The organism is Sphingomonas paludis (genome assembly GCF_053502515.1).
In genome coordinates this window covers 538,205-560,452 of the sequence record NZ_CP187558.1, presented here as the reverse complement: position 1 = coordinate 560,452, position 22,248 = coordinate 538,205, and the positions used below count along the sequence as shown (strand labels likewise).

Below are 22,248 nucleotides of genomic sequence, written 5' to 3'. Positions count from 1 at the left end.
CTAGCCCAGCGTTTCGACGGGCGCTGCATCCGGATCAGCAAGCGCGATCAGCCGCCGGGCAGCCCGCCGGGCAAATCCCTGGGTCAGGGTTCGGCGGGTCGGCGCCGCCAACGGCACGCTGTGCGCCTCCCGGACGATCGCCGCGCCATAGGGATCGGCGACGATGACGCCGGTCCGTTCGGGCAAAAACGCCTCGGCGTTCAGCGGGGTCAGATCGAATCCTGCCGGGACCGCCCAGAAAAACCGGTCGCAACAGCCCAGATAATCCGGCCATTTGCCGTCCCCGAGCAGATCCGCCCGGCTGACCTTGATCTCGACGATCACGATGCCGCCGCGCGCGTCGATCGCCATCAGATCGGCCCGCCGCCCGCCGGGCAGCGATACTTCGCCAAGCGCGATCAGGTCATGCTGAAGGAACAGGCGGGTGACGCCGCGCGCCACCCCGGCCGCCGATGCTGGATCGGCAACCGGGGTGTCGGCCAATGGGGATGATAAGCCACGCATCCCCGTTGATTAGAACAAAGTCGGAACGGATGCCAGAGGCGGAATCGCCTTCAGCGATAGAAGACGTGGTTGCCCACCGATCCCAGCCGGGCCAGCCGCCATCCGGGCGACACATGGCGGGCATGGAAATAGAGCGCGCCGGGCACCGGATTGTCCCAATGCCCGTCCAGCGCGACGCGGGCGACCGCAACGGCGGTCCGCCAGGCGCGGCTGTCGGCATTGACGGTCGGCAGCCGACCACCCCGCACGAACGAAAACTGGCCCCGCTGGGTCAGCACGTCGCAGACATCGGTCGGGAACCGGCCGGACTTGGTGCGGTTCAGGATCACCTTTGCCACCGCCAGCTGGCCGGACAGGGGCTCACCCTTGGATTCGAAATACACGCCGGTCGCCAGGCAGCGGTGCTGATCGTCCAGGTCGCGGGGAACATCCTGATCGGCGACGGCGGCCGCAAGCGTGTCGTAATCGATCGATTCGTCGCGGTCCGCCGGCTCTGACGGCAGTGGCTGGACGATTTCGGCGCGCGGCCCCATCACCGGGGTAGGCGTCACCGCTTTGGTGACGGGCAGCGGCGTGTCGACTGCCGCACTTGCCGCCGATACGGCGGCAATATCAGGTTCGAGGGCCAGACCCGGAACGGACAAGCCGCTCAACAATGCTGCGCCACCGATCAGCGCCGACAGGAAAGCGGCGCGGGGAGAAACGGACATTCCATACTAACATTATGCGGTTGGCGCGCGTGTTCCGATGGTCGGCCCGTCTGGGCTGAAGCGGAACCGGGCTGACCCCCCGACTGCGTCACTGACGGGATCGCACCCCGGACAGCACAACGCGAACTCTGTGGCGCGCGCCTATCCAGTGCAACGTCCCGGCTGTCAAGCCGACAGGATCGTTTCAGCGGCGAACCGTTCCGCGTCCGCGATATCCACCTCCACCACCCAAAGATCGGGGTCGTTTCGCCGGCGGCGCTGCCAATAGGCCTCAAGCGCGGGTTCATCCGCATCCGCCGGACCGGTCAGGATGACCGCCGCTTCGCCGCGCGCGTCCAGTCCGGTTTCCAGGCAGCGCCAGCCAGCGCCGCGTTCGGCGGCCAGAACCAGCACCGCCCCCGCGGTCGCATCGCCGCGCGCTCGAATCATCGCCGATCCGCCGGCATTATGGACGCGGCGCAGCAATGCCTGCACCCTGACCTGGCTGGTCAGCCGCGCCACCCCCTATCGTGCCGGGCCATAGCCGGGCAGGCCGGCCAGTGCGATCTGGGAACGCATGAACGTGCCGGTGCCCCGCGCCGCTTCCTCGCCATCGGCATCGATCAACCGGGCATCGGCAACGAACACCCGGCGCTCGCCGCTGATCCAGCGGCCCTCTGCGATCACCGGTCCCTGGCGCAGCGGACGAGTGAAGAACAGGTTGAAGCTGGTGGTCAGCAGGAACCGGTCGCTGACCCGGCTGTTCGCGGCATAGAAAGCAGCGTCGTCCAGCATCTTGAAATAACTGGTCCCGTGCGCCGCCCCGGCGGCATGGTAATATCGTTCGTCCAGTTCGAAATGGATCCGTGCCAGTCCGAGTTCCGGGATCTCCAGCCGCGACAGGAACAGCCGGTTGATCGGCGCTGTCGCATAGAGCGATTCCAGCGCGCGGAAATGCGCCTGGGCGCCGCTGGAGGCTCCGGCGACCGGTTCAGGCGGCATCGCGCGAATCGACTGCGCTGATCAGGGCCAGCATGGCATCGCGCGACTGGGCACCGCGCATCTGTTCGCGCACGGTGCGGTCCCGAAAGGTGCGCGAAACCAGCGCCAGCGCCTTCAGATGCCGCGCGCCGCCCTGATCCGGCGACAGCAGCGCGACGATCAGGTCGACCCCCTGGTCGTCGATCGCGCCGAAATCGATCGGCGCGGCCAGCTGGACGATGAACCCATGTACCCGCGACAGGCCCTCCAGCCGGGCATGGGGCATGGCGAATCCGCCGCCAAAGCCGGTCGAACCCAGCTTTTCCCGTTCGTTGAGCGCATGGGCGACGCCCCGCGCATCCAGGCCGAGCTGATGTTCGGCCTGCGCCCCGATGAACTGGAACAACGCCTTTCGACTGCGCACGTCGATCCCGGCGTGGATGGCACCGGGATCGATCAGATCGGACAGACGCTGCATGTCAAACCAGCCGATCAGGCACGGTTCGGCTCGACCCAGCCGATGGTCCCGTCATGGCGGCGATAGACCATGTTGAACGCGCCCGTGCCGACATTCTTGAACAGCAATGCGTTGGTATTGCGCAAATCCAGCATCATCACCGCATCGGACACGCTGGCATCGGGCACGTCGACCCGGGTTTCGGCAATGATCAGCGGCGCATCGGCCGCCTCCAGCTGGTCCTCCGGTTCGTCGACCGGCGGGCTGAACACCGTATAGCCTGCATTGTCATAGGCGAAGGTCTCGGCCGCGGCGATCGCGTGATCGGCGTGGCGATCCTTCAACCGGCGCATATAGCGGCGCAGCTGCTTTTCGATCTTGTCGGCCGCGCCATCGAACGCGCCGTGCGCTTCCATGCCGGTATTCGACGCCTTCAGGATCAGGCCCTGCATCACATGGGCGACCACGTCGCAGGTGAAGCCATTGTCGTGCGGCCCGCGGCCGAACGTGACCTGTGCCGACAGCGCGCGCGAGAAATACTTGTCGGCGATCCCCTGCAACCGGGTCGCGACATGTTCCTTCAGCGCGGCGCCGGTATCGACCTGATGGCCCGAAACGCGGATTTCCATGGCATTCTCCAACGAGTTTCGCCGTCACAGGCCGGGGCGAAGCCCGACCGGCTGGCGGCTAGGATTGAAGTTGCTCGCCCCACAAGGGCGAGGTGAGTTCGGCAATGAACCGCCGATGGCGCGCCAGCTCCTCCTCAGAAGGCGCGAATGGACGGGGCGGCCGCACCCGGGGCGCGGCGGTGGTACCCGGAACCCGTTCGGTCGATGCCGGTTCCGCGACCAGGCCCAACCCGATCTGGCGCCCGCCGGTCAGCTCGACATAGACCTGGGCCAGCAATTGCGCATCGAGCAGCGCGCCGTGAAAGGTGCGGCGGCTCTGGTCGATGCCGTACCGGGCGCACAAGGCATCCAGGCTGTGCTTGGCACCCGGATGGCGCACGCGCGCGATCGCCTGGGTATCGACCATCCGGTCCAGCGAAATGGCGGCACGGCCGCTGCGCGTCAGTTCGCCGTTCAGAAAACCGAAATCGAACATGGCATTATGCGCCACCAGCGGCGCATCGCCATCGATGAACGCCAGCAGTTCGTCGACCACCTGTTCGAAAAGGGGCTTGTCCGACAGAAAGGCATCGGACAGGCCGTGCACCGCCTGTGCCGCCGCCGGCATGGGTTGCTGGGGGTTGATATAGGCGTGAAAGACCCGGCCCGTTTCGACCCGGTTGATCATTTCGATACAGCCGATTTCCACCAACCGGTCGCCATTGGCAAAGCTGAGCCCGGTGGTTTCGGTGTCGAAGATGATTTCCCTCATCCTGCGCAGTATCCACCCGTCGGCGGCGACAGGCAAGCGATCAGGGCGCGAATTGCGGCGCGGGTATCGTTCAGCGGGGTATCGGTGGCGATGACATGATCGGCGTGCGCCCGTTTTTCGGCATCCGGCAGTTGCCGGGCCAGGATCGCCGCCAGTTTCACCGGCGTCATGCCCGGTCGGGCCAGCACGCGCGCCTTTTGCACCGACTCGGCAGCGGACACGACCACCACCCGGTCGACTCGAGCGTCGCCACCGGTTTCGAACAGCAGGGGGATGTCGAGCACCACCAGCGGGGCATCTTCATGCTCGCCCAAGAACGCCGATCGTGCCGCAGCAACGGCGGGATGGACGATCGCTTCCAGCCTGGCCATCGCCGCATCGTCGCCCAGCACGCGCGCGGCCAGCGCGGTACGATCCACGCCGCCGGGGCCGGTCGTGCCGGGAAATGCCGCCTCGATCGCACCGATCAGCTCGCCGCCCGGCCCCTGCAGTGCGTGAACGGTGGCATCGGCATCGAATACCGGCACGCCTTCGTCGCGGAACATCTGAGCGACGGTCGATTTGCCCATGCCGATCGATCCGGTCAGGCCCAGGATCAGCGGACCGGGCCGACGCGGCGGCATCATGCGGTCAGCAGGGCCCGCAGTTCCGCATCGCGGTCGCGCGGCGGGGAAACGCCGAAGAACAATTCGAACGCGATCGCCGCCTGGCCAACCAGCATTTCCAGCCCGTCGACCGTTTCCAGCTCCCGTGCGCGCGCTGCTGCTAGCAGCCCGGTTTCCAAGGGCGCATAGACTGCGTCATAGACCAGCGCATCGTCGGGGAGGGCGGACAGGTCGAGGTCAAGCGGCGGCTGGCCGGTCATGCCCAGCGAAGACGCATTGACCAGCAACGCGACCGGGGGAATGGCGGCATCCAGTGGCAGCACCTGTCCCTTGAGCCCGAAGATCGACAATAGGCCCATCGCCTTCAGCGGCGAGCGGTTGAGGATCGTCACTTCGCCCACGCCCGCCTGTTTTAGGGCATAGAGCACCGCCCGCGCCGCACCGCCCGCGCCGATGACGGCGACGGGCGCACCCTCCAGGTCGAAATCGGCGATGGGGGCATAGAATCCCGCCGCATCGGTATTGGTGCCGATCACGCTGCCGTCCGGCTGGCGCAGGATGGTGTTCATCGCGCCGATGGTTCCGCGGACATTGCCGGGGTCGTCGACAAAGCCCATGATCTCGACCTTGTGCGGGATCGTGACGTTGCATCCACGCCATCCCTCATCGGTCAATGCAACCGGAACATACTCCGACAGATGTTCGGGGCGAACATGGACCGCTCGATAATCCGCATCCAGCCCGAGCGCTTGAATCCAGAATTTATGGATCAGCGGCGATTTGGAATGCGCGATGGGATCGCCGATCACCTCAGCAAAGACGGTCATGACGGCAGCACCCCGCGAACCCGCAGATAATCCAGGATATTGAGCATCGGCATCCCCAGGATGGTAAAATGGCTGCCCTGGACGCGCGAGAACAACTGAACCCCCGGCCCCTCCATCCGGTAACAGCCGACACAGCCCGAAATGGCGGGCCATTCCCCGTCCAGATAGAACTGGATAAAGGCTTCGGACAGCGGACGGACGGTCAACCGGGCGCGATCGACGTGCCGCCAGACGGGTCGGCCGCCCTCCGCGATCACCGCAGCCGACCACAGATCATGGGTCGTGCCCGACAGCATCCGCAGATGCTCCGCCGCCTGATCCCGGCTTTCCGGTTTATCCAGCACCGCGCCATCGGCGGTGACGACGATCGAATCCGCCCCCAGCACCAGGGCGGGAGGGACCATGCTGCTGACCTTTACCGCCTTCAACTGAGCCAGCGCATCGGCGATGTCGCGGGGCGGGGCGCTATCGGCCAGCAGCGCGGCCTTGACCGGTTCCTCGTCCACACCACTGGCCAGCGCCTCGTGCGGGACGCCGGCGTCGGTCAGCATGGCGCGACGCGAGGCGCTGGTCGATGCGAGCACCAGCGTCATGCGGGACCTCCGCGTTCCTGATACAAAGTGATGATCGCTGCCGCCGTCTCCTCGATCGACCGGCGAGTGACGTCGATCACCGGCCAGCCATGATCGGCGAACATCCGCCGAGCATAGGCCACCTCGCGGGAAACCGCCTCCTGGTCGACATAGGCGGTTTCCGGAGCCTGATTAAGCGAGAGCAACCGGTTGCGCCGCACCTGGATCAACCGTTCGGCACTGGTCGTCAGTCCGACGACCATGGGGCGATGCAGGGTATAGAGCGCCGGGGGCGGGGGGCTTTCGACAACGATCGGGATATTGGCGGTCTTGTAGCCCCGATTGGCCAGATAGATGCTGGTCGGCGTCTTGGACGACCGCGATACCCCGGCCAGCAGGATATCGGCATCCTCCCAATCCTCCCATCCGATCCCGTCGTCATGAGCGATGGTCCACTGGATCGCATCGACCCGGGCGAAATAGGCGGCATCGAGCGCGTGCTGGCGGCCCGGCCGCGCCTTCATCTCCTGACCGAGCAGGCTGGTCAGCGCGTCGTTGACCGCATCCAAGGGGGCCACGAGCGGCAGGCCGAGCGCCATGCACCGCGTCTCCAGCATCCGGCGGATATCGCGGTTGACCAGGGTGAACAGGACCAGACCCGGCTTCTGGGCGATTTCCTGAAGGATGCGTTCCAGATGGGTTTCGGACCGCACCATCGGCCAGAAATGGCGGATGGTTTCCACATCGTCGAACTGGGCCAGCGCGGCCTTGGCGATGTTCTCCAGCGTCTCGCCGGTGGAATCGGAGAGCAGGTGGAGATGCAGCTGCATGGCCGGGTGTCGACGCTCCTGTGGATAAGATGGCGGACAAGCGCTAGCGCAACCGCGCCGCCCGGCCAAGCGCCAAGCCGCTGTGGACGAACGGGACGTTGTTCACACCGGCATCGACAGGTGGACGGCGTCATCCACAGACTGTGGACGGTGTGGACGACGCCCGTGAATCGCCGCATTCGTGCGATTGCCGGAGGTCAAGCTGTTGGCATTTCCGGCACGACCGGCTAATTCCGCCTTGTCCACCGACCAACCATAACAACATCCAGATTCAATTCTTTTTCTTTTATAGATGGGAGAGCCTGCCCTGTCCGATCCCCTGACCGACAAGCCGCTGCTTGCCGTATTGCGCGGCGAGCGCCGTGATCCTCCGCCGGTGTGGTTCATGCGGCAAGCCGGTCGCTATCTGCCCGAATATCGTGCCCTGCGCGCGGAAAAGGGGGGCTTCCTGGCGCTGGCCATGGATCCGGAGGCGGCAATCGAAATCACGTTGCAGCCGATCCGCCGGTTCGGGTTCGACGGGGCGATCCTGTTTTCCGACATTCTGGTCGTGCCGATGGCCATGGGACAGAAGCTGTGGTTCGAAACGGGCGAGGGGCCACGGCTGGCCCCAACGATCACCGATGGGGCGACGCTGGACGCGCTGATCCCCGATCCGGCCGCGCTCGATCCGGTCTATGCCACCTGTCGCGGCGTCCGGGCGGCGCTGGATCCGTCCACCACCTTTCTGGGTTTCGCCGGCAGTCCCTGGACGGTCGCCACCTACATGATCGCCGGACAGGGCAGCCGCGAACAGGCCGAGGCGCGCCGTCTGGCCTATCTGGACCCCGGCCTGATGCAGGCGCTGATCGAGCGGATCGAGGCGATGACCATCGCCTATCTGGCCAAACAGATCGATGCCGGGGTCGAGGCGGTGCAGCTGTTCGACAGCTGGGCCGGATCGCTCAGCCCCGATCAGTTCGAACGGTGGGTGATCGCCCCCAATGCGCGGATCGTGGCCGGATTGAAGGCGATCCATCCCGACACCCCGATCATCGGCTTTCCCAAGGGCGCGGGCGGCAAGCTGCCCGCCTATGCCCGCGAAACCGGCGTCGATGCGGTCGGGCTGGATGAAACCGTCGATCCGGCATGGGCGATGGTATCGCTGCCGCCGCAGATGCCGGTTCAGGGCAATCTCGACCCGCTGGCGCTGATCGCCGGGGGACAGGTGCTGGCGGACGCCGTACGGCGCACCATCGACATGCTGGCCGGGCGGCCCCATGTCTTCAACCTGGGCCATGGCATCCAGCAGGATACCCCCATCGCCCATGTCGAACAGGCGCTGGCGATGCTGGGCAAGGGACGCGCGTAATGACTGGTTTCCTGGGCCTCGCTTATCCTTGGGTGAAGGCGGCGCATCTGATCTTCGTCATCTTCTGGATGGCCGGGCTGTTCATCCTGCCCCGCTATCTGGTGCACCACCAGGAAGGGCTGGGCGATCCGGCCGAGCCGCCGCGCTGGATCGAGCGCGAGGCCAAGCTGCGCAAGATGATCCTGACGCCCAGCCTGATCCTGGTCTGGGTGCTGGGCATGGTGCTGGCGGTGCATCTGGGCTTGTTCGACGGTCAGCCGGGGCTGGGCTGGCTTCATGCCAAGCTGCTGATCGTCGTTCTGTTGTCTGGCTATCATGGCTGGGCCGTTGCCTATGCCAAGGGGCTTGGGCGAGGACGGGCGTGGCTCAAGCCCCGGCAGTTGCGGATGCTGAACGAGGTGCCGGCGCTGGCCGTGACGCTGATCGTGGTGCTGGCGATTGTTCAGCCCTTTTGACAAGGGGTCGGCCGCAGCCGGTTCGATGCGTCGGGGCAGGGCGGTGGCTTGACGGCGGGGAATGACGACGATACCTGAATAGGCAGCGCGGGCGGTCCATTCGCGGCCGATCCCTTGTCTTGCCTGACCAGTGCGCGTTCGTCCTGAACAGCGTCGGCGCTTTTCCCCCAACTGCCTTCACGGAATGTTCCGATGCACCTGAAAGACCTCAAGAAAACACCGCCCGCCGAACTGGTCGGCATGGCCGAAGCGCTGGGCGTGGAAAGCGCATCGACGCTGCGCAAGCAGGACCTGATGTTCGCCATCCTGAAGGCGCAGGCCGATAACGGCGAACAGATCATGGGCGAGGGCACGATCGAGGTGCTGCAGGACGGTTTCGGCTTCCTGCGCAGCCCGGAGGCCAATTACCTGGCCGGTCCCGACGACATCTATGTCAGCCCCAACCAGGTGCGCAAGTTCGGCCTGCGCACCGGCGACACGGTGGAAGGCGAAGTGCGCGCGCCCAAGGACGGCGAACGCTATTTCGCGCTGACCAAGCTGAACAAGGTGAATTTCGACGATCCGGACGCGGTGCGCCACCGGGTCAATTTCGACAACCTGACCCCGCTCTATCCCGACAGCAAGCTGACGCTTGACCCCTATGATCCGACGCAGAAGGACAAGTCCGCACGGGTCATCGACATCGTCTCGCCGCAGGGCAAGGGCCAGCGCACGCTGATCGTCGCGCCGCCGCGCGTCGGCAAGACGGTGATGCTGCAGAATATCGCCAAGGCGATTACCGACAATCACCCCGAGGTGTTCCTGATCGTCCTGCTGATCGACGAACGGCCCGAGGAAGTGACCGACATGCAGCGCAGCGTGAAGGGCGAGGTCGTGTCCTCCACCTTCGACGAGCCCGCCACGCGCCACGTCCAGGTCGCGGAAATGGTGATCGAAAAGGCCAAGCGGCTGGTCGAGCATAAAAAGGACGTCGTCATCCTGCTCGATTCCATCACCCGGCTGGGCCGTGCCTACAACACGGTCGTGCCATCGTCGGGCAAGGTGCTGACCGGCGGCGTCGATGCCAATGCGCTGCAGCGGCCGAAGCGGTTCTTCGGCGCCGCGCGCAACATCGAGGAAGGCGGTTCGCTCTCCATCATCGCCACCGCGCTGATCGATACAGGCAGCCGCATGGACGAAGTGATCTTTGAAGAGTTCAAGGGCACCGGCAACTCCGAAATCGTGCTGGACCGCAAGGTCGCCGACAAGCGCGTGTTCCCGGCGCTGGATGTCGGCAAGTCGGGCACCCGCAAGGAAGAATTGCTGGTCGACAAGGGCAAGCTGTCCAAGATGTGGGTGCTGCGCCGCATTCTGATGCAGATGGGCACGATCGACGCCATGGAGTTCCTGCTCGACAAGATGAAGGATTCCAAGACGAACGAGGATTTCTTCGATTCGATGAACCAGTAACGGATTGCGTGCCGCCACACGGTGGCCTGCAACCCATAGCGATTTGCAATGTTGACGCGATGGCGGCCCCGGCTTGGCGGGGGCCGCCATCGTCATTAGGGACACAGCATGCTCGACCTGTTCTATCACGCCGCCACGGCTGCCCAGGGGCTCGGTTCTCCGGCCGATATCTGGGACAATATCATCCGCGACTTCTCCAATCTGGGCGAACCGGCGGCGCTGGCTGCATTCGGATCGGTGCTGATGATCGACCTGGTGCTGGCAGGCGACAATGCGATCGTCGTCGGCGCGCTGGCGGCGGGCCTGCCTGCCGATCAGCGCAAGAAGGTGATCCTGATCGGCATCGGCGCGGCGTTGGTGCTGCGCATTGCCTTTGCGCTGATCGTCAGCTGGCTGATGGGGATTGTCGGCTTGATCTTTGCCGGCGGGCTGTTGCTGTTGTGGGTGAGCTGGAAATTCTGGCGGGAAATCCGCCACGGGGCGGGGGAAAGCGCCGGTTCGCCCGAGATCGCGGGCGATGAGGGATCGGGTCTGCGGCCGGCCAAGAGCTTCGCCGGGGCCGCCTGGGCGGTCGCCGTTGCCGACGTATCGATGAGTCTGGATAATGTGCTGGCCGTGGCGGGCGCCGCGCGCGAGCATCCCGGCATCCTGGTCGTCGGCTTGCTGCTGTCCGTTGCGCTGATGGGCCTGGCGGCCAACGCCATCGCCCAGCTGATCGACCGGTATCGCTGGATTGCCTATTTCGGGCTGGCGGTGATCGTCTTCGTCGCGCTGAAGATGATTTACGAAGGCTGGCTGGGCAACGCGGAAACCCCGGGGATCCTCAGCCTGTTTGGCTGACAGCGGTTCAGGGCGACGGGTTGGCCGTCGCCCTGCCGTCATTTCCCGCCGGTTCCGTTCAGCCCAGATGGCTGGTGAAGAACTCGGCCGTCCGCTGGTCCGCCAACTCGGCCGCTGCTTCCGACCGGCGTTTGCCCATTTCGGTGGCAAAGCCGTGATCCATCCCCGGATAGTCGTGCAGCACGACTTTGGGATGATCGTCCAGACCTTCATGCATCGCCGCCTGAACCTCGGCGGGAACGAACCCGTCGTCGCCGGCAATGTGCAGCATCAGCGGATGGGCAATCGACGTCGCCTCGTCCAGCAGGCCGTCGATGCCGACCGCATAATATCCGACCGTGGCATCCACATCGGTCCGCGCCGCGGTCATATAGGCCAGACGCCCGCCCAGACAGTAGCCGACCGCCCCGACCTTTCCCCCGCCCACATGGTCGCGCGCGGTGCGGATCGTGGCTTCGATATCCTCGATGCCCTTGTCCTGATCGAACTGGCCCATCAGGTCCAACCCACGGTTCAGTTCAGCCTCGACATCCGGGTCCAGCTCGATGCCCGGTTCCAGTCGCCAGAACAGGTCCGGCGCAATCGCCAGATAGCCCTGTTCGGCCAACCGGTCGCATTTCCGGCGTATCCCGGGGTTCACGCCGAATATTTCCTGGATCACCACGATCGCGGCCTTTGGCGTCCCGTTGGGTTGCGCCAGATAGGCCTGGAACTGGCCCTGGCCGTCCAGCGGGGTAATGGTGACGGATGACATGTGCATTCTCCCTGATTGAGCGGCGATCCGTGCCGGTCCGATGCCCGGCGGACATGGGGACGCGCCATGGCCGGGACAACGGGATTCCGGTGACAGGCGTTGCGAAAGCGCCGCTTTCCCGCGCATAGTCGGTGGCGCATTATCGGCCCTTGCCGATGACCGGCAACCGGAGAAACGAGCCGATGAAGATCAATGTCGAAGTGGAATGCACGCCCGAAGAGGCGCGCCGGGCGATGGGCTTGCCGGATTTCACGCCGGTACATGACCGGTATATCGCCATGATGCTGGAAACACTGGAAAAAGGGGCCAGCCCGGAATTGATGGATCAGATGATGCGCAATTGGGCACCCATGGGCGAGGCGGGGTTCAATTTCTGGCGCGGGCTGTTCGAAACCGGCATGGGCGGCGGCAAGCGCGAGGGATGATGACGGCTCCTATCACTAATTGCGGGGGTTGATCGGGCACAGGGTCATGCAGACGATCTTTGCCTTGTCCAGTGGTGCGCCGCCCGCTGCCATTGCCGTCGTGCGGATCAGCGGCGGCCAGGCCATGGCGGTGGCCGAACGGCTGGCGCAGCCGCTGCCGCCGCCGCGCCGGGCCGCCCGCAGGCGGCTGATCGATCCTGCCACGGGCGATCCGCTCGATGACGCCATCCTGCTGGTGTTTCCCGGACCGGGAACGGCGACCGGCGAGGATCTGGTCGAACTGCATCTGCATGGCGGGCGGGCAGTGGTCGCGCGGGTGCTGTCGGTGCTGGCAGCTCAGTCGGGGTTGCGCATGGCCGAGCCGGGCGAGTTTACGCGCCGCGCACTGATGCACGGGCGAATCGACCTGACCGAAGCGGAGGGGCTGGGCGATCTGTTGGCCGCCGAAACCGAGGATCAGCGCCGTGCCGCGCTGGCCAGTGCAGAGGGCGGGGTGCGGCGACAGGTCGAACAATGGCAGCATAGCGTCCTGATGCTGTCCGCCGGGGTCGAGGCTGTGTTGGATCATGGCGACGAGGGCGATGTCGATGATGATCCGCAGGCATTGGAACCGATCCGCCAACAGGCAGCGGCGCTTGCCAATAGTATTGCCGACGCATTGCAGAACCCGCCCGTCGAACGCCTGCGCGACGGCATCCGCGTGGTGCTGGCCGGCCCGCCCAATGCCGGAAAGTCCACTTTGCTCAATCGGTTGACCGACCGGGACGCCGCCATCACTTCGCCCATCGCCGGCACGACGCGCGACAGGATCGAGGTGCCGGTGCAGCGAAACGGCATCGCATGGGTATTCATCGATACTGCGGGGCTGGCGTCGGACACCGCCGATCCGATCGAGGCGATGGGGATCGAGCGATCTCACCGGGCGATGGTCGAGGCCGATATCCTGGTCTGGCTGGGCGACGATGCGCCACCCGGTGGGGAGGCGGCCATCCCCAACGCGATTGCGGTTTACCCCCGCACCGATGAACCGGGCCGAGCTGGTGGCAGAACTGGCAGCGGAATCCTGCTTTCCGCCGTCACGGGCGAGGGGATTGCCGATCTATGGACGGCGCTGGAAGAGCGGGTATCGGTGATGATCCCCCGGCTCGACGGGCTGGTCCTGAACCAGCGGCAACACGTCCTGCTGGGCAAGGCTCAGCACGCGCTCAGCGAAGCTGCCCAAACCCCGGACCCGTTGTTGCTTGCAGAGGAATTACGCTCTGCCAGGACCGCGTTCGATCGGATTACCGGTAGGGCGGATGTGGAGGCCATGCTCGACAGCCTGTTCGGTCGGTTCTGCATCGGCAAGTGATGTTTCACGTGAAACGGTGCCGATCGCTTTGACGGATTTGCCCGGCTGAAGTATCGACAGAGGCGTGATGCCCGAATTTGATGTCATCGTGATCGGCGGCGGCCATGCCGGTACCGAAGCTGCCGCTGTGGCAGCCAGACGCGGTGCGCGCACGGCACTGGTCAGCTTCGACCGCACAAAGATCGGCGCCATGTCGTGCAACCCGGCGATCGGCGGGCTGGGCAAGGGCCATCTGGTGCGGGAAGTGGACGCGCTGGACGGCCTGATCGCGCGCGCGGCCGATGCAGCCGCGATTCATTATCGCCTGTTGAACCGCAGCAAGGGCGCGGCGGTGCAGGGGCCACGGGTTCAGGCCGATCGGGTTCGCTATGCTGCGGCGATCCAGCAAATGCTGGCTGCACTCCCGCAATTGACGATCGTCGTAGGGGAAGCCGATCGGCTGATCCTGGATGCCGGCGGCACGGTGCAAGGCGTATGCATGGGCGATGGCAGCAGCCTTCACGCCCCCGCCGTGGTCCTGGCAACCGGCACGTTCCTGGGCGGTCGCATCTTTCGCGGGGAAGAGCGGGCAGAGGGCGGGCGCGTGGACGAACGGGCGGCGACCGAGCTTGGCCGGCAATTGCGCGCCATCGGCTTGCCGATCACCCGGCTGAAAACCGGGACGCCGCCACGGATCGACGGGCGCACCATCGACTGGGCACGATTGGAAGAACAGCCGTCGGACGACGATGGCTGGACCATGTCGCCGATGACCGGTCGGCAGCGTCCGTTGCCACAGCTGTTCTGCGCGATCACCCGCACCACCGAACAGACCCATGCCATCATCCGTGCGTCGCTGGATCGTTCGCCGCTGTTCACCGGTGCCATCGGCGCTGCCGGACCGCGCTATTGCCCTTCAATCGAGGACAAGATCCATCGGTTTGGTGACCGGGACGGGCATCAGGTATTTCTGGAGCCGGAGGGGTTGGACAGCCCGCTGGTCTATCCGAACGGAATTTCCACATCGCTGCCAGCTGACGTGCAATTGGCGATGGTGCGGACCATGCCGGGGCTGGAACGCGCGTCCATCGTCGTCCCGGGCTATGCCGTGGAATATGATCATATCGACCCGCGCGCGCTGGATCATCGGCTGGCGGTTGCGGCGGTGCCCGGACTGTTCTGTGCCGGTCAGATCAACGGCACCACCGGATATGAGGAAGCGGCGGGGCAGGGGCTGGTGGCCGGCGCCAATGCCGCTGCGCATGCACTGTCCCTGGCGCCGCTGCTGCTCGATCGGTCGGTCAGCTATCTGGCGGTGATGATCGACGACCTGGTGATCCAGGGGGTGACCGAGCCATACCGGATGCTGACGGCACGGGCGGAATATCGTCTGCGGTTGCGCGCGGATAATGCAGAAGCGCGGCTTGGACCGGTGGGGCGAGCCATTGGTTGCCTGTCACCCGAACGGATCGCGCATCTCGATCGTCGCAGCGGCGCCCGCCAGGCTATCGATGCAGAACTGGACAATTGCTTTAACGCGGCGGAGGTGCAAGCGCTCGGGATCAAAGTGGCTCAGGATGGCAGTCGCCGGTCGGTCAGCGACTGGCTGCGGCTGAATGGTGCAAGTCTGGACCAGCTATTGCCGGGCATCGCCGACCGGTATGATCCGTCCTTACTCGCCGAGGCCGTCGAGGATGCACGCTATGCCCCGTATCTGGAGCGGCAGGCGGCTGAAATCGCTGCCCTGCGCGCCAGTGAAAACGAACGGATCGCACCGGATTTCGACTATGCAGCGGTCCCGGGTCTGTCGATCGAGATGGTCGAGCGACTGTCGGCGGCGCGGCCCCAGTCGCTCGGCGAAGCATCGCGGGTGCGGGGAGTGACGCCAGCCGCTTTGGCCGCGATCCACCTGCATAGTCGGAAGCGTGCTGCATGACCGAGGACGATGCCCGCCAATGGCTGATCGATCGCTGGGGTGTTTCACGTGAAACAGCGCTAAGCCGATTCGTCAGCTTGTTGGTGGACGAGGCCGAGCGACAGAGTCTGATCGCCCGGTCGACGCTGAATGCGGTTTGGCATCGCCATATCGTCGATTCGGCACAATTGCTGGCTCATGCGGCAGACCGGAACGGGTGTTGGCTGGATATCGGCACCGGGGCAGGGTTGCCGGGCATCGTTATTGCCATCTTGCGCGACGATCCCATAGTTATGGTCGAACCACGCAGGCGGCGGGTCGAGTTTCTGGAGCGCTGCGTGGCGATGCTCGACCTGCGCAATGCGACGGTGCTGACCGGCAAGGCCGAGACGGTCCCGGCACAGCCAGCTTCAGTCATTTCGGCGCGGGCAGTCGCACCCTTGCCGGAGCTCTTTACCGCAGCCTCGCGGCATTGCGCGGCCGACCCGTTCTGGCTGCTGCCAAAGGGCAAGTCGGCGCATTCGGAGGTGGCGATTGCCCGACGCACATGGCAAGGTGTGTTTCACGTGGAACCCAGCGTGACCGATGCCGAATCCGGTATCGTCATCGCGAGCAAGGTCAGGCCTCGATGATCTGTATCACCATCGCCAATCAAAAGGGCGGGGTTGGCAAGACGACGACGGCGATCAACGTCGGCACGGCGCTCGCCGCCACCGGGTCGCGGGTCCTGCTGATCGATCTGGACCCGCAGGGCAATGCCTCCACCGGCCTGGGTGTGCCAAAGGCTGACCGGGAATTTTCGACCTATGACCTGTTGATCGGCGAAGCGACGCTGGATCAGGCCGCCATTCCGACCAAGGTGCCACGGCTGGACATCGTGCCTGCCACGGTCGACCTGTCCGGCGCGGAAATCGAACTGATCGAGTTTGATGCGCGAACCCACCGGCTGGATCAGGCAATGGCGCGCAGTGGCGATCGCTGGGACGTGGTGCTGATCGATTGTCCTCCCTCGCTTGGCCTGTTGACGATCAATGCGATGGTTGCCGCGCATGCGCTGCTCGTGCCGTTGCAATGCGAATTCTTTGCGCTGGAGGGGTTGAGCCAGCTGCTGACCACGGTCGAGCGCATTCGCGCCCGGTTCAATCCCGGCCTGTCGATCCTGGGCGTGGTGCTGACCATGTATGATCGGCGCAATCGGTTGACCGAACAGGTGTCAGACGATGTGCGACAGGTATTGGGCAAGGTGGTGTTCGATACCGTCATTCCGCGCAACGTCCGCCTGTCCGAAGCGCCCAGCCATGGATTGCCGGCGCTGATCTATGATTATCGATGCCCGGGATCGGAGGCCTATATCGCATTGGCCCGCGAACTGATTGCCCGGTTGCCCAAACAAGCGAAGGCCGCATGACCGATTCCAACGCCCCCGCCGCTGCCCGCAAGCCCCGCACCGGTCTGGGTCGCGGCCTTGGTGCCCTGTTGGGCGAGGCGCCGACCCCGGACAAGCCGGAGGTCGCCGGGTCGCCGCGCGCGGGTGGCGGGGTGCGGATGCTGCCCATCAGCGCGCTGTCGCCCCATCCCGAACAGCCGCGCCGCCATTTCGAGGAATCGGCGCTGGACGAACTGGCCCAATCCATTGCGGCGCGTGGCATCGTTCAGCCGATCGTCGTCCGTCCGCATGGCAAGGATTATCAGATCGTCGCCGGCGAACGGCGCTGGCGTGCGGCTCAGCGCGCGCGGTTGCACGAGGTGCCGGTCATCGTCCGCGAACTGGACGATGCGGCGACGCTGGAAATCGCGCTGGTGGAGAATATCCAGCGACAGGATCTGAACGCGATCGAAGAGGCGGACGCATATGCCAAGCTGATCGAACAGTTCGGCCATACGCAGGATGCGCTGGCAAAGATCGTCCACAAATCGCGCAGCCACATCGCCAACCTGTTGCGCCTCCTTGACCTGCCGGCGGAAGTGCAGCGGCATGTGATCGAAGGGCGATTGTCGATGGGCCACGCCCGGGCGCTGTTGAGCGTCGACGATCCCGAAGGAATGGCGGCCGATGTGATCGCACGCGGCCTGTCGGTCCGCGATACCGAAAAGCTGGCCAAGGGGCGCGGGGGTTCGCTAACGGAGGCACCCGGCAAACGCGGCGTTGCTTCTCCTGCCGAGGACAATGCAGGCGGCAATGCCGATATCGCCGCCCTGGAACAGCATCTGGGCGACGCATTGGGTTTGAAGGTGCGGATCGGCCATGGCGGGACCGGCGGTGGATCGATCACCATCGATTATGCCACGCTGGACCAGTTGGACATGGTGTGTCAGCGTTTGACCGGCGACAAATTCTAGCAATTTCAGTGGGTTGGACCCTGATCAGCGCAATCGGGTGCCTTCGGCAGCCAGGTCGATCATCGTCGATGCACCCAACAGGTCGCCGAGCGATCCGCTCGATTTGATCGCCCGCTCCGCCGATTGCAGCTGATGGATCGCGGCGGCGATGCGCGGCGATGTCCAGTGGCGCAGTTGCCGGACCACCTTGTCCTGTTCCTTGAAATGCACCCGTGCGGCCTCGACCGCATCCTTGACGCCGCCGCCCCGGTCGACCTGTTGGCGCATGACGGCCAGTTCGGTCAGCCGGCGCACCGCCGCCCGGATGATCATGACGCCGCTGATCCCCTCCGCCTGGAACCGCGTCAGATCGGCCGCCAGCGCCGGAAGGGCGCCGTCCAGCATGGCGTCGACCAGATGCCCGACCTGATGCTCTTCCAGATCGGCACCGATCATCGCCAGGGTATCGATCCGCGCATCGACCGGACGATCGGGGGCCGCGTCCAGAAACAGCGACAGCTTTTCAATCTCGCGGGCCATGACGGCACGGTCGCCGCCGCTGGCCACCGCCAGCCGCTGTGCCGCGCGCGGATCCAGCCGCACGCCCTGCTCGCGGGCCAGATCGGCGGCGATGCGTGCCGCAGCGGCGGCATCGGGGACATAGCAGCCAAAGGCGACCGCTTTGCCGTGCGACTGGCACAGCTTGACCAGCTTGCCGGTCGTCTTGACCCCGGGGGCGATCATTACAGCCGGGTTTCCGGCCCGCTCAACGGCCAGCAACTGTTCGACCGCCGCCAGCGATTCCTCGCCCGCCCCCGTGACCCGGATCCAGCGCCGGTCGCCGAACAGCGATAACGATGCGGCCTCCTCTGCCAGACGACCGGGATTGCTCCGCAGGCCTGCGCCGTCCAGGTCGACGCGCTCTGCCTCCGGTCCCATGGCCCGGGCCAGCCTGTCCACCAGCGTCGCCGCGCCCGCCTCATCGGGTCCGTGCAACAGATACAGGCGGATCTCGTCGCCCGGACGGTCCAGCCGGGCAGTGATATCGGCGGGCTTGGTGAGCTTCACTCGGCTCCGGCCCGCCGCTCCGAGAACAGGGCGATGCGGGAAACCATCTGGTCGGCGACGATGCCGGACAGCCGTTCCAGCGCGGTGCGTTCGGCGGCGATGGTGGCATATTCCGATCCGACGACGTCGATACCGGCGTCCGATCCGGCGCTGGCGTCGAGCACGACCTGGCCGGTGGCAAGCTCCACCAGCTGATAGCGAGCGCGCAGGGTACGCCGTTCCCGTGCCACGCTGTCATCGCCGCGCACGCCAAGGCCGATGATCTGATCGTCCAGCGTTACATCCAGCCGATAGGCGGCAGTGCCGCCGTCGCTGGTCCCGGCCAGCCGGTCGCGCAGCGCATTGGCCACCAGCCAGCCCGACTGCCCCTCGATCGGGGCCACGTCGATCCCGGTCAGCACCGCGCGCACCGGGCTGTTCATGCCGCCGCCATAGAGGGGGCGCAGGCCGCAGCCGCCAAGCAGGGCGATCAGCAACAGCGGGGCGATCAGGCGGGTCATGCGACGATGTTGACCAGCCGGTCGGGCACCACAATCACTTTTTTCGGGGTGGCCCCTTCCAGAATGCGCTGCACCTTGTCCGACGCCAGCGCGGCGGCTTCCGCAACGTCCTTGGCCGTCCCCTTGGGCAGGGTCAGCGTGTCGCGCAGCTTGCCGTTCACCTGCACCGCGACGGTCACCTCGTCATCGACCAGCAGCGCAGGATCGACAGCAGGCCAGTCGGCATCGGCGATCAGGCCGTCCTTGCCCCATGCCGCCCAGGCTTCCTCCGCGATATGTGGGGCCATCGGCGCGACGATCCGGGCGAGCGCACGGATGGCGGTGGTGCGGGACGCCGAGGGTGCTGCTTTTTCGATGGCGCTGACCAGTTCATAGAGCTTGGCGACCGCCTTGTTGAACGCCAGTGCCTCGACATCCTCGGCCACGCCAGCGATCGTCCGATGAAGCTTGCGGTCGAGCGCCCTGTCTTCGCCCGTTGCGTCGTCCAGCCCATCGAACAGGCGCCACAGCCGCTGGATGAAACGCCACGCGCCCTCGATGCCATTTTCCGACCATTCCAGATCGCGCTCCGGCGGCGAATCCGACAGCATGAACCAGCGGACAGCATCCGCCCCGTACTGATCGACGATTTCGGTCGGATCGACGGTGTTCTTCTTGGATTTCGACATTTTTTCGACGCGGCCGACTGTCACCGGCTGACCGGTTGCGGTTTCCATGCCGTCGCGAATCTCGTCGGGCGACAACCAGCGGCCATCCGCCGATTTATAGGTCTCGTGCGTCACCATACCCTGGGTGAACAGGCCCGCGAAAGGCTCCGCGACATCCAGCTTGCCGATATGGTTGAGCGCGCGCGTCCAGAACCGGGCGTAGAGCAGATGCAGGATCGCGTGTTCGACCCCGCCGATATATTGCGCGACGGGCAGCCAGCTTTCGGCCACGCCCTTATCGAAGGGTTTGTCAGCGGGCTGGCTGGCAAAGCGGATGAAATACCAACTGGAGTCGACGAACGTGTCGAGCGTGTCGGTTTCGCGGCGTGCCGGGGCACCGCAGCTTGGGCAATCGACATGACGCCAGAACGGGTGCCGGTCCAGCGGATTGCCGGGAATGTCGAAACTGACGTCATCCGGAAGGGTGACGGGCAGCTGGTCCTTCGGCACCGGCACCGCGCCGCATGCATCGCAGTGAATGATCGGGATGGGCGTGCCCCAGTAACGCTGGCGCGATACGCCCCAGTCGCGCAGCCGCCAGACCGTCGTGCCCTTGCCCCAGCCCTCCGCCTCGGCGCGGGCGATCACCATCCGCTTGGCGTCCTCAACCGACAGGCCGTCGAGGAAGCGGGAGTTCACCAGTGTGCCGGGGCCGGTATAGGCGGTATTGCCCTCGAACACCGGATTAGTGGCGTCGCCATCGCTGACCACGCGGCGGACGGGCAGGGCGTATTTGCGGGCGAAATCCAGGTCGCGCTGGTCATGCGCGGGGACGCCGAACACCGCGCCGGTGCCATAATCCATCAGCACGAAATTGGCGATATAGACCGGCAATTGCCATTCGCAATCAAAGGGATGCGTGGCGCGGAGGCCAGTATCCAGCCCCAGCTTCTCCTGCGTCTCGATCTCGGCCGCCGTCGTTCCACCCAGCTTGCACTGATCGATGAACGCCTGCACCGCCGGGTCGTTCGCGGCCAGCGCCTGAGCGATCGGGTGATCGGCGGCGATGGCGACGAAACTCGACCCGAAGATCGTGTCCGGTCGAGTGGTGAACACCTCGACCGAGCCGCCGTCCGGCAAAGCGAAGCGGAATTGCAGGCCGACCGATTTGCCGATCCAGTTTTCCTGCATCAGCTTGACCTTGTCCGGCCAATGCTCAAGCGCGTCCAGCCCGGCCAGCAAATCCTCGGCAAAGTCGGTGATCTTCAGGAACCACTGGGAAAGCTTGCGCTTTTCAACCAGCGCGCCGGAGCGCCAGCCGCGCCCGTCGATCACCTGTTCATTGGCCAGCACGGTCATGTCGACCGGATCCCAGTTGACCGCGCTTTCCTTGCGGTAAACCAGCCCGGCGGCATAGAGATCGAGGAACAGCGCCTGTTCGTGCCCGTAATAGGCGGGATCGCAGGTCGCCAGTTCGCGCGACCAGTCCAGCGCGAAGCCCAGCCGCTTCAGCTGCGCCCGCATGGTGGCGATATTGTCATAGGTCCAGGCGCCGGGATGCACCTTGCGTTCCATTGCCGCGTTTTCGGCCGGCATGCCGAACGCGTCCCAGCCCATCGGGTGGAGCACCTCCATCCCCTGCATCCGGCGGAACCGGGCGAGCACGTCGCCCATGGTGTAGTTCCGCACATGGCCCATATGGATCTTTCCCGACGGATAGGGAAACATCTCGAGCACATAGCTTTTGGGCTTGGGGGATGTGTCGCGCGCGGCAAAGGTCTGGCGCTCGTCCCAGACCGATTGCCAGTGCGCGTCCGCCTTCAGCGCGTTGAAGCGTGACGCCATGGGGGGGTGTGCCTGTCCTTAATCGATGACGGCCGCGCGGCGCAGGTCGCGGGCGCGGGTGAGGATGATGTCCTCAAGCTTTTGCACGGTCGCTGCCTGTACGGGCGCATCGACCCACTGGCCGCCGCGATTGAGCTGGCGCTGGGCCGCGACGCGCAGGGCGTCCGCGCGCAGATCGCGGTCGAGGATCGATACGGTCACCTTGCTGCGTTCCGTCGGGGTGTTGGGATTCACATACCAGTCGGTAACGATCACGCCGCCGTTCGAATCGGTCTGCAGGAGCGGCATGAAGCCGAGCGTGTCCAGGCTGGCGCGCCACAGATAGCTGTTCACGCCGATCGTCGTCACCTGGGATGCGGCCAGATCGGCCTGGGGCCGGTCGCGGCCACCGCACGCGGCCAACGCCAGCACGGCCGGGGCCAGGATCATCAGACGCGACAGGCGGATCATCGGCATTTCCTCGAACATTGGACCCATGGCAACCATGGGCACGGCCACGCCGCTT

General features: G+C 65.4%; 26 protein-coding genes. 10 read left to right on the top strand and 16 right to left on the bottom strand.

Annotated features, from left to right (window positions below; translation table 11 throughout):
- From ACPVPU_RS02680 to ACPVPU_RS02630, 11 genes are all read right to left on the bottom strand, one after another.
- Positions 1 to 504 (bottom strand): MmcB family DNA repair protein, encoded by a 504-nt coding sequence (locus ACPVPU_RS02680; RefSeq protein WP_448659379.1) that lies wholly within the window; start codon positions 502 to 504, stop codon positions 1 to 3.
- Between the two features lie 50 nt (positions 505 to 554).
- Entirely contained in the window at positions 555 to 1,214 is a 660-nt protein-coding gene (locus tag ACPVPU_RS02675; RefSeq protein WP_448659378.1) for a cell wall hydrolase, read from the bottom strand.
- A 165-nt stretch (positions 1,215 to 1,379) separates the two neighbouring features.
- Positions 1,380 to 1,715: a DUF1491 family protein gene (locus ACPVPU_RS02670; protein ID WP_448659377.1), complete on the bottom strand. Its 336-nt coding sequence runs from the start codon at positions 1,713 to 1,715 to the stop codon at positions 1,380 to 1,382.
- A gap of 3 nt (positions 1,716 to 1,718) precedes the next feature.
- Positions 1,719 to 2,195, bottom strand: coding sequence for a PaaI family thioesterase (locus ACPVPU_RS02665; protein ID WP_448659376.1), 477 nt, complete (start codon positions 2,193 to 2,195; stop codon positions 1,719 to 1,721).
- The gene (locus ACPVPU_RS02660; protein WP_448659375.1) at positions 2,185 to 2,652 is read right to left on the bottom strand and encodes a PTS sugar transporter subunit IIA; all 468 of its coding nucleotides are present in this window, start codon (positions 2,650 to 2,652) and stop codon (positions 2,185 to 2,187) included. Before ACPVPU_RS02660 ends, ACPVPU_RS02665 begins: the two co-directional genes overlap by 11 nt.
- 14 nt (positions 2,653 to 2,666) lie before the next feature.
- Positions 2,667 to 3,260: a ribosome hibernation-promoting factor, HPF/YfiA family gene (gene hpf / locus ACPVPU_RS02655; RefSeq protein ID WP_448659373.1), complete on the bottom strand. Its 594-nt coding sequence runs from the start codon at positions 3,258 to 3,260 to the stop codon at positions 2,667 to 2,669.
- Between the two features lie 58 nt (positions 3,261 to 3,318).
- The gene (gene dnaQ, locus ACPVPU_RS02650; RefSeq protein ID WP_448659372.1) at positions 3,319 to 4,011 is read right to left on the bottom strand and encodes a DNA polymerase III subunit epsilon; all 693 of its coding nucleotides are present in this window, start codon (positions 4,009 to 4,011) and stop codon (positions 3,319 to 3,321) included.
- Positions 4,008 to 4,637, bottom strand: coding sequence for a dephospho-CoA kinase (gene coaE, locus ACPVPU_RS02645; RefSeq protein WP_448659371.1), 630 nt, complete (start codon positions 4,635 to 4,637; stop codon positions 4,008 to 4,010). The genes dnaQ and coaE overlap by 4 nt, the downstream gene beginning before the upstream one ends.
- On the bottom strand, positions 4,634 to 5,443 hold the full coding sequence (gene aroE, locus ACPVPU_RS02640; RefSeq protein ID WP_448659370.1) for a shikimate dehydrogenase: 810 nt from the start codon (positions 5,441 to 5,443) through the stop codon (positions 4,634 to 4,636). The genes coaE and aroE overlap by 4 nt, the downstream gene beginning before the upstream one ends.
- Positions 5,440 to 6,036 carry a Maf family protein gene (locus ACPVPU_RS02635; protein ID WP_448659369.1) on the bottom strand — a complete coding sequence of 199 codons (597 nt, stop codon included), beginning with the start codon at positions 6,034 to 6,036 and terminating at the stop codon, positions 5,440 to 5,442. The genes aroE and ACPVPU_RS02635 overlap by 4 nt, the downstream gene beginning before the upstream one ends.
- Positions 6,033 to 6,845, bottom strand: coding sequence for a pyruvate, water dikinase regulatory protein (locus ACPVPU_RS02630; RefSeq protein WP_448659368.1), 813 nt, complete (start codon positions 6,843 to 6,845; stop codon positions 6,033 to 6,035). The genes ACPVPU_RS02635 and ACPVPU_RS02630 overlap by 4 nt, the downstream gene beginning before the upstream one ends.
- Positions 6,846 to 7,137: 292 nt before the next feature.
- Here ACPVPU_RS02630 and hemE point away from each other — a divergent pair, with 292 nt between their 5' ends.
- The 4 genes from hemE (at position 7,138) to ACPVPU_RS02610 (ending at position 10,940) form a co-directional block, all read left to right on the top strand.
- Positions 7,138 to 8,196, top strand: a complete 1,059-nt coding sequence (hemE, locus tag ACPVPU_RS02625) for a uroporphyrinogen decarboxylase (protein ID WP_448659367.1) — start codon at positions 7,138 to 7,140, stop codon at positions 8,194 to 8,196.
- Positions 8,196 to 8,651, top strand: a complete 456-nt coding sequence (locus ACPVPU_RS02620; RefSeq protein WP_448659366.1) for a CopD family protein — start codon at positions 8,196 to 8,198, stop codon at positions 8,649 to 8,651. Before hemE ends, ACPVPU_RS02620 begins: the two co-directional genes overlap by 1 nt.
- A gap of 192 nt (positions 8,652 to 8,843) precedes the next feature.
- Positions 8,844 to 10,100, top strand: a complete 1,257-nt coding sequence (gene rho, locus ACPVPU_RS02615) for a transcription termination factor Rho (RefSeq protein WP_448659365.1) — start codon at positions 8,844 to 8,846, stop codon at positions 10,098 to 10,100.
- 108 nt (positions 10,101 to 10,208) lie between these two features.
- Positions 10,209 to 10,940, top strand: coding sequence for a TerC family protein (locus tag ACPVPU_RS02610; RefSeq protein ID WP_448659364.1), 732 nt, complete (start codon positions 10,209 to 10,211; stop codon positions 10,938 to 10,940).
- Positions 10,941 to 10,998: 58 nt separating this feature from the next.
- On the opposite strand, the gene ACPVPU_RS02605 is transcribed toward ACPVPU_RS02610, so the two are convergent.
- Complete coding sequence (locus tag ACPVPU_RS02605) at positions 10,999 to 11,694, bottom strand: dienelactone hydrolase family protein (RefSeq protein WP_448659363.1); 696 nt, start codon at positions 11,692 to 11,694, stop codon at positions 10,999 to 11,001.
- Positions 11,695 to 11,876: 182 nt separating this feature from the next.
- Between ACPVPU_RS02605 and ACPVPU_RS02600 the strand changes: the two genes are divergently transcribed.
- The 6 genes from ACPVPU_RS02600 to ACPVPU_RS02575 all read left to right on the top strand — a co-directional run bounded on the left by ACPVPU_RS02600 (position 11,877) and on the right by ACPVPU_RS02575 (position 17,704).
- Complete coding sequence (locus ACPVPU_RS02600; protein ID WP_448660393.1) at positions 11,877 to 12,119, top strand: DUF6489 family protein; 243 nt, start codon at positions 11,877 to 11,879, stop codon at positions 12,117 to 12,119.
- A 46-nt stretch (positions 12,120 to 12,165) separates the two neighbouring features.
- Positions 12,166 to 13,470: a tRNA uridine-5-carboxymethylaminomethyl(34) synthesis GTPase MnmE gene (gene mnmE / locus ACPVPU_RS02595; protein WP_448659361.1), complete on the top strand. Its 1,305-nt coding sequence runs from the start codon at positions 12,166 to 12,168 to the stop codon at positions 13,468 to 13,470.
- Positions 13,471 to 13,537: 67 nt separating this feature from the next.
- Complete coding sequence (mnmG, locus tag ACPVPU_RS02590) at positions 13,538 to 15,385, top strand: tRNA uridine-5-carboxymethylaminomethyl(34) synthesis enzyme MnmG (RefSeq protein WP_448659360.1); 1,848 nt, start codon at positions 13,538 to 13,540, stop codon at positions 15,383 to 15,385.
- The gene (locus tag ACPVPU_RS02585; protein WP_448659359.1) at positions 15,382 to 15,996 is read left to right on the top strand and encodes a 16S rRNA (guanine(527)-N(7))-methyltransferase RsmG; all 615 of its coding nucleotides are present in this window, start codon (positions 15,382 to 15,384) and stop codon (positions 15,994 to 15,996) included. Before mnmG ends, ACPVPU_RS02585 begins: the two co-directional genes overlap by 4 nt.
- A complete protein-coding gene (locus tag ACPVPU_RS02580; RefSeq protein ID WP_448659358.1) occupies positions 15,993 to 16,772 on the top strand; it encodes a ParA family protein in 780 nt (259 codons plus the stop codon). Before ACPVPU_RS02585 ends, ACPVPU_RS02580 begins: the two co-directional genes overlap by 4 nt.
- Positions 16,769 to 17,704 carry a ParB/RepB/Spo0J family partition protein gene (locus ACPVPU_RS02575; protein WP_448659357.1) on the top strand — a complete coding sequence of 312 codons (936 nt, stop codon included), beginning with the start codon at positions 16,769 to 16,771 and terminating at the stop codon, positions 17,702 to 17,704. Before ACPVPU_RS02580 ends, ACPVPU_RS02575 begins: the two co-directional genes overlap by 4 nt.
- A gap of 24 nt (positions 17,705 to 17,728) precedes the next feature.
- Here ACPVPU_RS02575 and holA read toward each other — a convergent pair whose 3' ends face one another.
- Genes holA through ACPVPU_RS02555 form a run of 4 tightly spaced genes read right to left on the bottom strand, consistent with a single transcriptional unit; the run spans position 17,729 to position 22,193 of the window.
- Positions 17,729 to 18,751, bottom strand: coding sequence for a DNA polymerase III subunit delta (gene holA, locus ACPVPU_RS02570; RefSeq protein ID WP_448659356.1), 1,023 nt, complete (start codon positions 18,749 to 18,751; stop codon positions 17,729 to 17,731).
- On the bottom strand, positions 18,748 to 19,251 hold the full coding sequence (lptE, locus tag ACPVPU_RS02565) for an LPS assembly lipoprotein LptE (RefSeq protein ID WP_448659355.1): 504 nt from the start codon (positions 19,249 to 19,251) through the stop codon (positions 18,748 to 18,750). The genes holA and lptE overlap by 4 nt, the downstream gene beginning before the upstream one ends.
- Positions 19,248 to 21,743 carry a leucine--tRNA ligase gene (leuS, locus tag ACPVPU_RS02560; RefSeq protein ID WP_448659354.1) on the bottom strand — a complete coding sequence of 832 codons (2,496 nt, stop codon included), beginning with the start codon at positions 21,741 to 21,743 and terminating at the stop codon, positions 19,248 to 19,250. Before leuS ends, lptE begins: the two co-directional genes overlap by 4 nt.
- A gap of 18 nt (positions 21,744 to 21,761) precedes the next feature.
- Complete coding sequence (locus tag ACPVPU_RS02555; RefSeq protein WP_448660392.1) at positions 21,762 to 22,193, bottom strand: DUF3576 domain-containing protein; 432 nt, start codon at positions 22,191 to 22,193, stop codon at positions 21,762 to 21,764.
- Positions 22,194 to 22,248: the final 55 nt, after the last annotated feature.